The 14672-nt window shown below is 38.6% G+C and carries 8 protein-coding genes; 5 read left to right on the top strand and 3 right to left on the bottom strand.

Going from position 1 to position 14672, the window contains the following annotated elements; translation table 11 throughout:
• From IGI37_RS14555 to IGI37_RS14545, 3 genes are read left to right on the top strand one after another with little or no spacing between them, the layout of a single operon-like run.
• Nucleotides 1-2154: a glycoside hydrolase family 3 N-terminal domain-containing protein gene (locus IGI37_RS14555; protein ID WP_438762786.1), complete on the top strand. Its 2154-nt coding sequence runs from the start codon at nt 1-3 to the stop codon at nt 2152-2154.
• A gap of 12 nt (nt 2155-2166) precedes the next feature.
• Nucleotides 2167-5472 (top strand): GH36-type glycosyl hydrolase domain-containing protein, encoded by a 3306-nt coding sequence (locus tag IGI37_RS14550; protein WP_438762785.1) that lies wholly within the window; start codon nt 2167-2169, stop codon nt 5470-5472.
• 13 nt (nt 5473-5485) lie between these two features.
• Nucleotides 5486-6442, top strand: a complete 957-nt coding sequence (locus IGI37_RS14545) for a LacI family DNA-binding transcriptional regulator (RefSeq protein ID WP_438762784.1) — start codon at nt 5486-5488, stop codon at nt 6440-6442.
• A 155-nt stretch (nt 6443-6597) separates the two neighbouring features.
• Here IGI37_RS14545 and IGI37_RS14540 read toward each other — a convergent pair whose 3' ends face one another.
• The 3 genes from IGI37_RS14540 to IGI37_RS14530 are packed head-to-tail and all read right to left on the bottom strand — an operon-like array spanning nt 6598 to nt 10350.
• Complete coding sequence (locus IGI37_RS14540; protein WP_438762783.1) at nt 6598-7743, bottom strand: ArgE/DapE family deacylase; 1146 nt, start codon at nt 7741-7743, stop codon at nt 6598-6600.
• A gap of 16 nt (nt 7744-7759) precedes the next feature.
• Nucleotides 7760-9151, bottom strand: coding sequence for an MFS transporter (locus IGI37_RS14535; RefSeq protein WP_438762782.1), 1392 nt, complete (start codon nt 9149-9151; stop codon nt 7760-7762).
• Nucleotides 9151-10350, bottom strand: a complete 1200-nt coding sequence (locus IGI37_RS14530; RefSeq protein WP_438762781.1) for an amidohydrolase — start codon at nt 10348-10350, stop codon at nt 9151-9153. Before IGI37_RS14530 ends, IGI37_RS14535 begins: the two co-directional genes overlap by 1 nt.
• A 179-nt stretch (nt 10351-10529) precedes the next feature.
• Here IGI37_RS14530 and IGI37_RS14525 point away from each other — a divergent pair, with 179 nt between their 5' ends.
• Nucleotides 10530-12866 carry a helix-turn-helix domain-containing protein gene (locus IGI37_RS14525; RefSeq protein WP_438762780.1) on the top strand — a complete coding sequence of 779 codons (2337 nt, stop codon included), beginning with the start codon at nt 10530-10532 and terminating at the stop codon, nt 12864-12866.
• Between the two features lie 137 nt (nt 12867-13003).
• Complete coding sequence (locus tag IGI37_RS14520) at nt 13004-14278, top strand: hypothetical protein (RefSeq protein WP_438762779.1); 1275 nt, start codon at nt 13004-13006, stop codon at nt 14276-14278.
• The last annotated feature ends 394 nt before the right edge of the window (nt 14279-14672 follow it).

The following is a 14672-nucleotide window of genomic DNA, read 5'->3' as shown; positions in this document are numbered from 1 at the left end:
GTGGAAAGACAACAATTAATCAAACTTGTTGAACAAATGACGATAGAAGAAAAAGTAGATCAGCTGTTACAATTATCTGCTGATTTTTATTCTGAGGTAGCTGAGGAAAGAACGGGTCCAATGGCAGACCTAGGGATTACTGAGGAGATTATCGATAGAGCAGGGACGACTCTAGGGGTATCAGGGGCGAAAGAAGCGATTCAAATTCAGAAGAACTATATGAAAAAAAATCGTTTAGGTATCCCAACAATCCTTATGGCGGATATTATCCATGGTTTTCGAACCATCTTCCCTATTCCATTAGCGATTGGTAGTTCTTGGGACTTGGAAGTAGCAGAACAAATGGCTGAGGTGTCTGCAAAAGAAGCCGCAGTATCAGGTTTACATGTGACGTTTTCACCAATGGTAGATTTGGTCAGAGATCCAAGATGGGGAAGAGTTATGGAGTCAACAGGCGAAGATCCATTTTTAAATAGCCGTTTTGCTGAGGCCTTTGTCAAAGGATACCAAGGGGCTGATTTGAAAGAGGATTTCTTTAGAGTGGCTTCTTGTGTGAAACATTTTGCAGCATATGGAGCAGCAATCGCAGGGCGTGACTACAACACAGTCAATATGTCTGAACGTCAATTAAGAGAAAGTTACCTTCCAGGGTACAAAGCTGCGTTAGATGCTGGAGCAAAGTTAGTAATGACTTCATTTAACACAGTGGATGGTGTGCCTGCAACCGGGAATAAATGGTTATTTAGAGAGGTTTTGCGTAAAGAGTTTGAATTTGATGGCGTTGTGATTTCCGATTGGGGAGCGGTTAAAGAATTGATTCCTCATGGTGTGGCTGAAGACGAAAAAGAGGCAGCGGAATTAGCGATAAAGGCTGGCGTAGATATTGAGATGATGACGACTTGTTATACGCAATATTTAGAAGAGCTAATCGAGGAAGGTGCAGTCGAAGCAGAGCTGTTAGATGAGGCTGTTTTAAGAATCTTGACTCTTAAAAATGAGTTGGGGCTCTTTGAAAATCCTTATCGAGGGGCAGATGAAGCACTTGAAAAGAGATGGATTCTTTCAGAGGAGCATCGTAATGCAGCTAGAGAGATTGCTAAAAAATCAATGGTTCTACTAAAAAATGAAGCGATCCTTCCTTTAAACAAACGAGATAAAGTAGCGATTGTTGGACCAGGGGCAAATTCAAAAGATATATTAGGTGCTTGGTCATGGCAAGGGCGTCAAGAAGAGGCAGTATCTTTGAGTGAAGGGGCGCAAGCTATCTCGGAAAATGTTTTGATAGGTGCAGAAAGTTTTGATTATTTTACCCCAAGCCAAGCGGCAATTGACGAAGCACTGAAACTTGCAAAACAGGCAGATAAAGTTGTTTTAGCTTTAGGTGAAAGAGAATGGATGAGTGGGGAAGCAGCCAGTAGAAGTGATATTAAATTACCTGAAAGCCAATGCCAATTATTTGAGCAAATAAAAGAAGTCAACCCTAATGTGATTGTTACGCTTTATAATGGTCGGCCATTAGATTTAACAGAGATAGATACGGCCAAAGCAATTGTTGAAGCATGGTTTCCTGGAACAGAAGGTGGTGCCGCACTTTCTGAAATTCTTTGGGGGCAATATAACCCGAGCGGTCGCTTGAGCATGTCGTTCCCTGAGTCAGTCGGCCAAGTACCAATTTATTATAATTGTGATAATACAGGACGTCCGTTTGAAGTGACACCAGATGAAAAGTACGTCTCTAAATACCTAGATGTTTCCAATTATGCCAAATATCCTTTTGGTTATGGCCTAAGTTATAGTCAGTTTAGTTACTCTGATTTTTGTTTAGAAAATGATGAATTGGTTTCTGGAGAAGTGATTGAAGCTTCTGTTATGGTAGAAAACACTTCAGATTATGCAGGAGAAGAAACGGTTCAACTCTATATACGTGATAGGAAAGCAGAAGTTGTCCGACCAATAAAAGAGTTGAAGGGCTTTAAAAAAGTCAAACTTTCGCCAAAGGAAAAGAGAAAAGTTAGCTTTATGATTGATGAAAAATTACTAAGATATGTCCATAGTAATCAAAAATTCACAAGTGATACAGGTGTATTTAACATCATGGTCGGTGCAAATAGTCGAGACTTATTAACGTTGAGTTTTAAACTAACAAATAGATAGGAAGATTGATTCATGAAACAAACAGATATCGTATATGCAAAAGGAAATACAACCTTTACTTTCTTAGAAACAGGAGATATTTTTGATATCCAAAGTAATGGCATGATGATTAACCAATTGAATGGGAATGTCATAGACGGCAGTCTGAACCAATTATATTTGCGTGTGTATCAATCAAATGAGATTGTTTTTACACCAATGATTGGTTCGAATTCTAAGAGTAAATTTATCGAAAGAGAAGACAGCTTGCAATGGGAAGGACAGTTTTTGGGTGTTTACTATATTGTCACATTCCATCTCTCTAAAAAAGATAGTTGGTTCTGGGATATATCGCTATCTGGTGAAGGCCAAATAGTCGATGTTATCTACGGCCAAGATTTAGGCAATGCATTGACGGGGGCAGTTCGTTCAAATGAGGCATACATGTCACAATATTTGGATCATCACATTAGCGAAATAGATGAACATATTGTTATTTCCTCTCGTCAAAACCAATCTCAAGGTGGGAAATATCCATTAGTAGAACAAGGCGCTCTTACTAAAACAATTTCTTTTTCAACAGATGGTTATCAGTTTTTTGGTAAAAGTTATAAAGAGACGAATACACCAGAAATTCTGAATAAAGAGCAATTAAAAAATGAAGTTTATCAATATGAATTTGCTTATACCGCACTGCAAACTGAAAAAATGACCTTAAACAATCAGGGGAAGCAGGTGACTTTTTATGGCCTGACAAAAGCCAATCAAGAAGAGGCGGTGACAGAACCTGTTGCTTCTATACAGCAAATTCAAACAATTTATGATGACTGTACAACGAATCAAAAAGTTAAAAAAGAGACATATCTTTCTAAGCAAATAGGGAAACCACTTGTTGGTCAAACCTTTACTGAAAAAGAAATTAATGAATTGTTCCCAAATCAGAAACAGGTTGAGCAACAAGATGGACAGTTACTTTCGTTCTTTACAGATAAGTATCATCACGTTGTTTTAAAAGAAAAAGAGTTATTAATGGAACGAACACATGGGCACATTTTATTAAGTGGGACTGATTTAGATGTAGACATACCATTAATGAGTACAACACTCTATATGACGGGGATTTTTAATTCACAAGTCGTTTTAGGGAATACCTCTATGAACAAACTAATGAGTAATAGCCGAAACGCCTTAAATTTGATAAAACAATCTGGTCAAAGAATCTATGTGAAGAAAGAAAATCAATGGCGGATTTTAACCGTGCCTTCTGCTTTTGAAATGGGCCTAAATTCTGCTACTTGGTACTATAAGCTGGAAGATGATCTATTAAAAGTCACAACCTACTCGATTACTGAAGCTGTACGAGAAATTCGAACAGAGGTGCATAGTCAGAAGGGCAAAACGTATTCATTTTTAATTACCAATCAATTAATTATGGACGCAGATGAATTATCTCCTGCTTTTGAGCTTACTCAAGAGGGCGAGACAGTTAAAATCCGCTCGACAAAAGAATCAGCCATTCAAGCGGCTTATCCAGAATTAACTTACTATTTTAATTTTGACAAGCCTTATTTACTCACTGATGAGTCTGTTCTATTAGCGTTTTCACACCCATCTTCTTTAACCGCATTTCTGTTAGAGGATCAATCGGAGTTTGTGCTCTCAATTCAAGGAAGCCTCGAGGGTCAAATGTATAAAAAGGTTGAATCAAACTACAAGTCAGAAAACCAAGCCTATTTAACATATATCAATGGGTTATTAAACGGTTTTGAATTAGATCATGCGACCACCGATGTGAACCAAATGAATACGATTGCTCGTTGGTATGTGCATAATATGCTTGTTCATTATTTATCTCCACACGGGTTAGAACAATATGGTGGTGCAGCATGGGGGACGCGAGATGTTTCTCAAGGACCAACTGAATTTTTCCTTGCCGCTAACCGCCCAGATGTAGTAGGCTCAATTATCAAACATGTGTATGAGAACCAGTTTGAAGATAAAGGGAACTGGCCACAGTGGTTTATGTTTGACCGTTACGAAGAACAAAAGGCAGATGAGAGTCATGGAGATGTCATTGTTTGGCCAATGAAAATAGTCGCTGATTATCTGAAAAAGACCCATGATTTTACGATATTAGATGAACAAATTGCTTATACTCAGCGAGGTACATTTAGAAAAACAGCAGAACGTTACACTTTATTAGAGCATATCAAAAAAGAAGTTTCTTATATCGAAAATAACTTTTTAGAAGGTACCTACTTATCGTGTTACGGAGATGGCGATTGGGACGACACACTACAGCCTTATGATAGTAATTTGAAAAAATATATGGCAAGTAGTTGGACGATTGCGCTTACGTACCAAGTGCTAAAAGAGTTAAGTGAGTTAATTGGTTATGTGGATAAAGAATATAGTCATCATCTCGGTATATTAGTTGAAAACATCAAAGTAGATTATGATAAGTACATTCTAAATTCTGAAACAATTCCAGGCTTTGTCTATATGCAAGAACCAGGGAAAGTCGAGAGAATCATCCACCCTGAGGATAAGAAAACAGGGATTCAATACAGATTACTGCCGATGACAAGAGGAATGATTGCCGAAATGCTAACACCTGAACAAGTTGGTAATCACTTGTCCATTATAAAAGAGTACCTTCAGTTTCCTGATGGGGTTCGATTGATGAATCGGCCTGCTAATTATCAAGGAGGAGTCAGTACCAACTTCAAGCGTGCGGAGCAGTCAGCAAACTTTGGTAGAGAAATTGGTCTTCAATATGTCCATGCGCATATTCGTTTTGCCGAAGCGATGGCTAAAATCGGGGAGACAACCCAAACGTGGAAGGCTTTAACTATTATTAATCCAATCCAGCTAAGTGAGAGAGTTCATCATGCGGCTCTTCGTCAATCTAACGTTTATTTCAGTAGTTCTGATGGAGATTTCAAAACAAGGTATGAAGCGCAATCAAATTTTGGTAAACTAAGAGATGGAAGTGTTCCGGTTAAAGGCGGTTGGAGAATTTACTCTAGTGGTCCTGGAATTTATTTAGGTCAATTAATTTCTAGTGTTTTAGGGCTTCGCCAAACAAGCACTCAGGTGACCTTTGACCCAATTTTACCAAAAGAATTAGATGGGCTAAAAATGTCTTATCGTTTATTTGAAAAAGAAGTACAACTAGCGTTTCATTTAAATTCTGGGAAATCAGAAGTCGTATTAAATAATCAAACACTTCACTCGACAAGGGAAAATAACCCCTATCGAACAGGTGGGCTGGTTGTATCGGCTGAGGAGATACTTAGTGGATTGAATGAGACCAATCAATTAGAAATTTATTGTTAGGAGATGAGCAAACATGGTAGGAATTAAAGATATCGCAAAAGAAGCCGGCGTTTCAATTTCGACAGTTTCTTATGCTTTAAATGGCAGCTCAAAAGTGACAGAAGAGACTAGAGAGCGAATTAAAGCAATTGCGGAGAAGTTAGATTATGTTCCTAACATGGCTGCTCGGACTTTAAAAAGGCAACATACAAATATAATTGGTGTTTATTTAGCCGATTACGGCGGAAGTTTCTATGGCGAGTTGTTAGATGGGATAAAAAAAGGCTTGGCTGTGTTTGATTTTGAAATGATTGTGTGTAGTGGTGAAAAATCGCATCTCTTTTTACCAGAGAGAATGGTTGATGGTGCAATTGTACTAGATTGGACGTTTCGCACGCAAGAAATTCAACAATTTGCTGATCGAGGACATCACGTGGTGGTTCTAGACAGGAAGATTGGGCATGAAAATATCCGAAAAGTTTTATTGGATAATAAAGGTGGAGCGACCTTGGCAATTAGTGAAATGGTTGCAAAAGGGACAAAGTTTGTTTACCTACTGACAGGCTCATCAAAAGCCTATGATAGTCAGCAACGTTTAGAGGCTAGTCTAAAAGAGTTAAATAGATTTTCTATCCCTCACGAAACAATCGAAGGAGATTTCACAGAACCCTCTGGATACGAGGCTGCCAAACAAATTATGGAAAAAAAGCATAAGTTACCGATTGATATCTTTGCATTCAACGATGAAATGGCGGTAGGAATGTACAAGTATTTTGAGAAAACAAATTATGTGATAGGAAAAGATGTTCGAATTATCGGCTTTGATAATATTGAGATTGGAGAATTTTTACTGCCCAAGCTATCTACAATCTCATACTCCAAACATCGCTGGGGAATGTTAGCGGCAGAAAAAATTGTCCAACTAATTCAAGGGATGGAAACAGAGGATGAACACATCTATACAACTTTAATTAACGGAGATTCTTTTTAATTTGTTAGAAACGTACCTTTACTGACCAAACATCAAATCGGGCAGGGAAGGTGCGTTTTGGTTATTACTGCTACAATTCATCGATGTCCAAAAGCTGCGCCCACTCAGAAAATTGATTTCCGAGTGGGCGCAGCTTATTTTTGTCATGAGAGGTCTTAGTCTTTAAAGAATTGGTTGGCGATTGTTTGATTGATAGTAATCATTTGGTAGAAGTCCTCTATCGTAACGAATTCATTCGGTTGGTGCGCATATCTTGGGTCGGCAGGGCCTAAGATTAAGATGGGGAAATCTTTTTTTACGCGTGCAAATTGGGAGCCATCGGTGTAACCACTCATGCCAAATGTCGGAGCTTCTTTTCCAGTTACTTCTGAGACGACCTTTTGAGTGAGTAAAGTAAAGGGATCGGAGGCTTCTGTTTTCATTGAAGGTAAATCATTGATAAATTCTAACTCTGCATGGAAATTAGGGATTGTCTTGGTGAGTTTATCCAACATCTCTGTTATCTGTGCTTTCATTTCTTCATGATTTTGCGCTTTGATGGTACGGATATCTATCTCAACGCTACATTTATCAGGAACGACATTTGTTCCGTTGCCGCCTTTGATGACATCAATACTAGAGGTTGAAGCGCCAACAAGATCGTCGATTGATGAGGAAAAATCAAAGGTATCTCGGAACGCTTCAAGAACGAACAACATATGATCTATCGCATTCACGCCTAAACTTGGCATAGAACCATGTGCTGTTTTTCCATACGTCGTGATTCTAGGCCATAAAGCGCCTTTATGAGCGACACCGACTGCCATATCTGTTGGTTCACCGATTACTAGAGCGTCTAAGTTGTCAGCATAACCCAAATCGACTAATTGTCCTGAGCCGATTGCGCTCGTTTCTTCACCGACTGTTGCTAATAACTTGATTGTGCCATTGATAGGAGTCTTGGCCTCTTTCAATCGAATCATAGCAACGACGGCTGCGACTAAGCCAGATTTCATATCACAGGTGCCTCGACCATAGAGCCGCCCCTCTTTTTCAATTGCTGCGAAGGGATCATCCTCCCATGGGATTTCGCCGACCGGAACAACATCCATATGGCCTGAAAAACCGAGAACAGGACCCTCCCCTCCTGAAAGTGTCGCAACTAATTGGTTTCTTCCAGGACTATATTCAATCTGTTGACAAGGAATTTCATGCGCCTCCAAAGTTTTTTGAAGTAAATCGGCCACCAGTTTTTCATCCTTTAAAACACTTTGAATTTTAACAACCTCTTTTAATAACTGTAATGCTTCTTGATTATTCATAAAAATTCTCCATTCATTATTTATTTTTTTCTTTTGGAATGATAAAAACAATCGACAAGATAGCAAGTAAACAAAAGATTATATTTGTCAGTAGACCTAGGTTAGCGCCTAAAGTATACGATCCAGCAGTACTAAAACCATTATACACGGCGGCGGATAGTGCGACACCTAATGCGCCTCCTAAAGAGCTAGCCATTTTGTAAAGCCCGGAAGCAACACCTGCTTTTTCATTAGGAACACTAGAAATCGCTGTGTCGGTTGAAGGTGTGGCGTACATACCAAGACCCATGCCGAAAAAACTATAACCGATAAAGACGAGCACAAAATAAGCAAGACCTGTGAACATAGTTAACGACATAAACAGTACACCAATACCAGAAAATAAGGTGCCTAAAATCATGGGTTTTCTTGGCCCGACTTTTTGCAAGACTTTTTCACCAATCCGTATCGTCAACAAAACTAACACAAGATAACCAATGGAAAGGCTGCCTGTTGTTGCCGCGCTTAAGCCGCGTCCTTGCTGAACATAGGAATTAATCACTAGTAATGTACCCGCAACAGCATTTAATAAGAAATTAGAAATAGTTGCCCCTAGATAACCACGATTCTCAAATAGTGAGAGATCAATAAAGCTGTTCTGCCCCTTTTTTTCAACACGATAGAATAAGATAATCCCCAAAACAACAACAAGAAGTAAGCCAAGAACAAGAGGGCTTAACCAACCGAATTCAGAGCCTTTTGAGACAACAATATTTAATGCAACCATCGAGAGAATAAACAAGGCAAGTCCCAATGAGTCAAAGGGTCCCTTTTTTTCTTGAACGACCTTACTTTCGGGGGTTCCTAAGAGTAAAAGCGCGCTAATCAAAGAAAGCATAATCGAAAAGATAAAGACATATCGCCAGCCAAAATAGCTAGCAATCGCTCCACCAAAAAATGAGCATAGACCTGAACCGCCCCAAGAGCCAATTGACCAATAACTCAAGGCACGTTGGCGATTTTTTCCTGTATAGTAAGCCTTCACTAAAGCCATTGTAGCAGGCATAATGCAGGCTGCTGAGAGCCCTTGTAGTATTCGACCTGCAATGAATAACACGGGACCGTTTGCGAGAACCAAAAAGGCTGAACCGACGATACTAAGTAACAAACCAATATAGGTTAGTTTCATTCGGCCTAATTTATCCGCAAGGCCACCAGCTACGACAATAAAAATTCCGGAAAACAAACCAGTAATTGAGACACCAATATTTAGAATTCCTGAAGAAATGCCTAAATTTTGTTGAACGACAGGAGCAATATTTAATAGCGACTGAGCGAACAGCCAATAGGTCAACACGCTAAATACAATCCCTATTAGCAACTTATTTGTGCCTTTATATTCTACATGAGTTATCACGGAAGTTTTCATTATTCAGCTCCTTTTGTTAGATAAAACAAACTAACACTTGCCATAGCTTTAGCAGCGATGAGTAAACAATCCTCGTCCAGATAAAATTTAGGGTTATGATGGGGGTAGGCAGGTGTCCCTTCTTTGTGAGCACCAACAAAAAAGAAACAGCTTGGGCGTTCGAGCGCATAATAGGCGAAGTCTTCTGAAGGAGTTTGTGGTCCACAATCCTCTACGTGAGAAACTTCTGGGATATTTGCGTTTATAACGGCTTCTTTGACTAGTTCAGTCAGCTTTTGGTCGTTCACACACACTGGGTAATCATTTTGATAATCCAGTTCATAGGTGAGTCCGAATGCTTCGCAGATGCCATGTAACAGTTGCCGAAATTCTTTTTCAATCACTGGACGAAGTTCTTCTCGCATTAGGCGAACATCACCTTCTAAAGTCACCGTTTCTTTGATGACATTTGCGGAACCTCTTCCATCAAAGGAACCAATCGTGACAGTTGCTGTATCAAAAGGATTGATTCTTCGGCTGACAATCGTTTGGACAGAGCTGACAAATTGGGCGGCCGCTACAATCGCATCGTTGGCTTCTTGAGGTGTCGAGCCATGACCACCTTTGCCATGTAAAACAGCTTTAAAGGTTGCTCGTCCGGTGTGTATCGGACCTGCATGATAGTAAATATTTCCTGTATCCATCGTACTGATTACATGAATACCAAGGACATGATCAATTCCTTCAAGACAACCTCCTTCAATCATTGTTTTTGCGCCACCTGGTGGAACTTCTTCAGCGGGTTGATGAAGAATTCGAATGCTTCCAGGTAGTTCATCCTTTAATTCAATGAGTGATTCGGCCAAAATCATCATGTAAGCTGTATGGCCATCATGACCACAAGCATGCATAACACCTGGTGTTTTTGAGGCAAAAGGGAGCCCTGTGTCCTCTTGAATAGGTAAAGCATCAAAATCGGCACGAATAGCTAGGTGCGGTTTTGTTTGTTTGCCGATGATATCGACAGTAAGCCCATTTCCGCCACCAATCTTTGTCTTAACCAAACAATCCTTGCCTTTATAGAAGTCTTCAATATAGGCCGCAGTTTTTGTTTCATGAAAGGATAACTCAGGATTCTCGTGGAGATAGCGACGGATGGCAATCATTTTTTCTTCTTTTTCAGTTACTTTTTGAAATAGTTTTTCTTGTAAAGTTGTCATTTTCCTTTCCTCCTTCTTTCTCTCTTATTGTACCTCTGAATGGGTATTGGACAATGCGTTTATTTTCGTAAAAGTGTCAATCTTTTTTTGTTTATTAAATTTGGAAAATAATGGTTTGTAAAAAGAACATTATTTTCCTTAAGCGTGATAGAATGAGAATAAGAAGGAGAGTGAGTGTCATGGAGAGTAACAGTTTGGGCGGAATTTCTTACAAGGAAGTCAGAAAAGAAGAACAATTTTTTGCAAAAGAGGTAACGTTACTAATGGTTTTAAAGGGAGCTATCGTCCTCGAAGATGAAGGAGAAGCCTATCATCTAGCTGCTGGGGATATCTATCTGCTGAATATGAATCGTTTTTTTATTATAAAGGCCACGAGTCATTCGCAAAGCTTGCTGGTTTTTTTAGCAATTGACAACTTGTATTTTACGTCTCAATTTCCAAAGTTTTATACAACCTTGTTTGAATGCCACCCAAGATTGAGTGAGCAAGGGAAAAAAGAAGAAATGAATATCCTTCGAAAACGGTTGGCAGAAATTTGTCTGAATGAGTTTAGTGAGACGGATGAAAAGAAAATTCAGTCTACAGTGGGTGTTACACAAATCCTGTTACAAATCATTCGGTACTTTCAAAAAGGACAAAGGCAGGCAGCTATTGGGTTAGAAAACCAAAAACTACAACAAATTTTGGAATATATTGAAAATCACTATCGGTCGGGAATCACATTGAAGGAGGTTTCTGATAATTTTTATCTGTCCGAATCAACGTTATCTAAGTATTTTAAAAAAGAGACAGGCGAATATTTTTCTGAATTTGTTAAAAAGCTTCAGGTACGCCACAGCTTGTCTGATATCTGTTACTCACAAAAGAGCATTGAACAGGTAGCTCAAGAAAACGGCTTTAATAGTGGCAAGATTTATCGCGAGCAGTTTAAGAGAATTCTGGAGGTGTCGCCAACAGACTATCGGAAAAGGTATAAGGGCGAACAAGAAAAGAAACAAATACAGGACCAGTCAGAGTGGGTTCAAAAAGTCGATCAAAATGAACTAGTTGTCATTTTATATGGATTTATTCAAGCGACTCATGAAGAAACGGTCTCACAAAACCTGACTGTTAGAAGAAAACGATTGTTGATTGAACCATCAATTGAAAGAAAACCCCAAAAAAAGTTGGCCATTTTTATTCATGTGGGGAGTCTGACAACTTTAAATGAAAGGAAAATTCAAGAGGAGATTCGACAGCTTAAGAGCCAAGAGATGATTACACACGTCAGTTTTTATAATTTATTTGCAGCTATTTCTCCTCTGTACTCTGTTTCTCAAAAAGCGCACATGAACGCTTATCCACCATTTTCTGAGTTAGAGACAGCAGTGGATTTTATCAGACGAGAGAATCTACAAGTACTTTTTACCCTTCAAATAGTTGGCTCTACTAAAGAGCTTGAACAGTCGGTTCGTTTATATCAGACCTTTTTTAATGATCTTCAAAATCGTTTTGGGGAAGAAGAAATGAAACGCTGGTCGATTAATATTCAACTGACGAAGCGGTCGAGTAAGCTATCGAATTCTTTATATAGTGAAGTACGATCAGTCTTTAAAGAGCTGTCACCTTTTATAAAGGTCGGCCTTGAATTTCTATTATTGGATCCATACACCGAGCAAGAAGCTAGACAGGGTTTTTTTGAACTCACTCGAGGGCTTCAAAACCAACTTGATTTTCTGACGTATACAGTCGAGCCCAACTTCATTTTTCAAGAAGAAGGGAGAAAAACACTTGATTTGAAAGAGTATCATCAATATGTTCAACAAAAAACATTGTTTATTCATTCGTTAGTCAAAGAACACCATCTGTCGGTTCCTATTTATTTGGCGGAGTGGAATACACTTACTGGAACAACGATTAATATGAATGGGCTATTCTTTCGGGGGGCGTTAGTTTTACAAGACTTACTTCAATTAGAAGAATCGGTTGAAGGGGTTGGTTTCTGGTTGAATATTGAGCAGCTTGAAAAAAATAGACACCTTTCGCCGACAAAAAGTGAGGGATTGGAGCTGTTTCATTTTTATAGTAGTCGGCGTCCATCTTATTTTTGCTTGTCTTTTGTCCAACGAATGAAAGGGATGATTGTGGCACAGGGGGATTCTTATTTATTAACACAGTCTGGCAAGGATTATCAGTTACTTGTTTGGAATGCGAATTATTTTGATCCTCATTTATCATCTGAAGAAGCATTCTTAAAAAGCCAAGGGTTACGTTTGGATGTGACGATTCAGCAAATATCTGGACAATATCAAATAAAACAATTGGAGCTTAATCGAAATAGTGGGGCCTTGTTTTATACGTATAATGAATTTCAAGAGACAAAAATCATTGATTATGAGATACAAGAATACACACGAACGATGACACGACCAAAAATGAAGGTCTTTGATACAACGATTCATGAACAATTCACGGTTTATCTGACATTAGATACCAATGCAGTGACGTTATTGGAATTAAAAGCCCTAAAGGAATGATTTATCCGTTTTTCGAAAGAGAATTTTTTTATTTAGCCACATATCATAAGTTATTTGTCTGTGGCTAAATTTCATTTTTACAAATGCGAACTTGTTTGCTATGATTAAACTAGTAGCGTGTAAAAAAGGAGGACAACATGTCGGATCATAACCTTGAGACAGATAAAAAAAATACAGAGAACGATATATCCGAAACACCAATTAAAAATAAACAAGATACTACATATGTAAATGAAGGATTGCGTAAAGAAATAGAAATCAATACTGCAGAAAAAATTGACCGTTGGCGTAATCAAATAGAGCCAACTGTTGCAGATACTTCTATAAATTTGACAAACAAAGTGATTTCTGAGGTGGAACAAACAGAGGTACCAGAAGAAACAATTCAAGAGTCAATATCTATTGAAGAGAAGGTAGCCGAACCGACCAGTCAATCTGAGGGGCAGGCAGTGAAGACTGAGGATAAAGCGGCAGGCTCTTCTAAAGAGGTGACCACGGGGGCGGTAGACGAGCTGTTGAATCATCATTTAGATAATGAGGAATTTGTTCAACAAACAGCGGGAATTAACTACCGTTCTGATGCGAACAATATGAACTGGGAGGAACCAAGTGTTCAACCGACCGTCGAAGAAATGAATCGTCCACCTTATGAAACTGAAGGTGGTGGCTACGGAAATTATCAGCAAAACTATTCTAACGGGGAGATTCCTTATGAAATTAAGAGGTGGAACTGGGGAGCTTTTGCGTTTAATATCTTTTGGGGAATTGGCAATAAGACCTACTTACCATTACTTTGTCTAATTCCTGTCTTCAACCTTGTCTGGGTCTTCATTTGTGGCGCAAAAGGAAACGAGTGGGCGTGGCAGAGTGGTGACTATCATTCAGTTGAAGAGTTTAACCGAGTTCAAAAAAGTTGGAATATAGCGGGGATTGCTAAATTTGTGATTAGTCTTGTCCTTGGATTATTCATGCTTCTTGTGATTCCTGTAATAATTGGTTTTTCGGCTTACTTTTTCGAAGAATTTCGTAGTGGTTATGTCGGTGGCTATCATTCCAGCTACATGGCTCCTTATGATGATTTTGAAGATTATGATGACTATGCCTATAGTGATATTGAGATTTCAGATATCGGAAAATGGACACAAGAAATCTTTGACAGTATCCAAGTAGCAGATTTAGAATATGATTTGAAAACAGACAAGGAAATTTATGCAAATGGGACAAAATATGAAGATTTAGTCAAAGTCGTGGGTGCTCCGGTCTCCACTTATAATGATGGGGATACCATCGAAGCGAGTTGGGATACCTCTCAAAACGACGATGACGAGTATGACTATGATCTAGCTTATATTGCAGTAAACTATGATATCAAGTCTGGATTAATCATTGACAAAAGCTTCTCAGAAGAATAGTAAAGTTAGCTAATTTGAAAGTGACTGTTCCTATATAAATAGGTAGACGAATAAATAAGTTGGTATCTCTGAAATTTGAGTGATAAATTTCGGAGTGTCCGACTTATTTTTTTTGTGGTCGATTAGTCAAATTTATCAAAAGATAAAATGACAATCGTTTTTACAAAGGAAAAAGTACAAAGGGCTAAATGTCTCTAAATACGCCGAAATGCCGAGTATAGGGGGTTCTTTCGAAAATAAAAATCAATAAACAAGTATTTTTTGATAGAAATTTTTAATTTAATGGAAATTGTTTGACAGCAGCAGAATTAAAGGACATAATGATGTACATATTTAGGGGAGTAGCACATAGTTAACTATGATTTTAGGTCAACAGCAAGTGAAAAATTCACTG

This window comes from Enterococcus sp. AZ194 (assembly GCF_051713825.1).
In the GTDB taxonomy this organism is placed as follows: Bacteria; Bacillota; Bacilli; order Lactobacillales; family Enterococcaceae; genus Enterococcus_K.
This window is presented reverse-complemented; position numbering and strand designations above follow the sequence as displayed.

Excerpts from the sequence above, each read along its gene's own strand:
- IGI37_RS14550 (WP_438762785.1), top strand. The coding sequence starts at position 2,167 with ATGAAACAAACAGATATCGTATATGCAAAAGGAAATACAACCTTTACT.
- IGI37_RS14545 (WP_438762784.1), top strand. The coding sequence starts at position 5,486 with ATGGTAGGAATTAAAGATATCGCAAAAGAAGCCGGCGTTTCAATTTCG.
- IGI37_RS14540 (WP_438762783.1), bottom strand. The coding sequence starts at position 7,743 with ATGAATAATCAAGAAGCATTACAGTTATTAAAAGAGGTTGTTAAAATT.
- IGI37_RS14535 (WP_438762782.1), bottom strand. The coding sequence starts at position 9,151 with ATGAAAACTTCCGTGATAACTCATGTAGAATATAAAGGCACAAATAAG.
- IGI37_RS14530 (WP_438762781.1), bottom strand. The coding sequence starts at position 10,350 with ATGACAACTTTACAAGAAAAACTATTTCAAAAAGTAACTGAAAAAGAA.
- IGI37_RS14525 (WP_438762780.1), top strand. The coding sequence starts at position 10,530 with ATGGAGAGTAACAGTTTGGGCGGAATTTCTTACAAGGAAGTCAGAAAA.
- IGI37_RS14520 (WP_438762779.1), top strand. The coding sequence starts at position 13,004 with ATGTCGGATCATAACCTTGAGACAGATAAAAAAAATACAGAGAACGAT.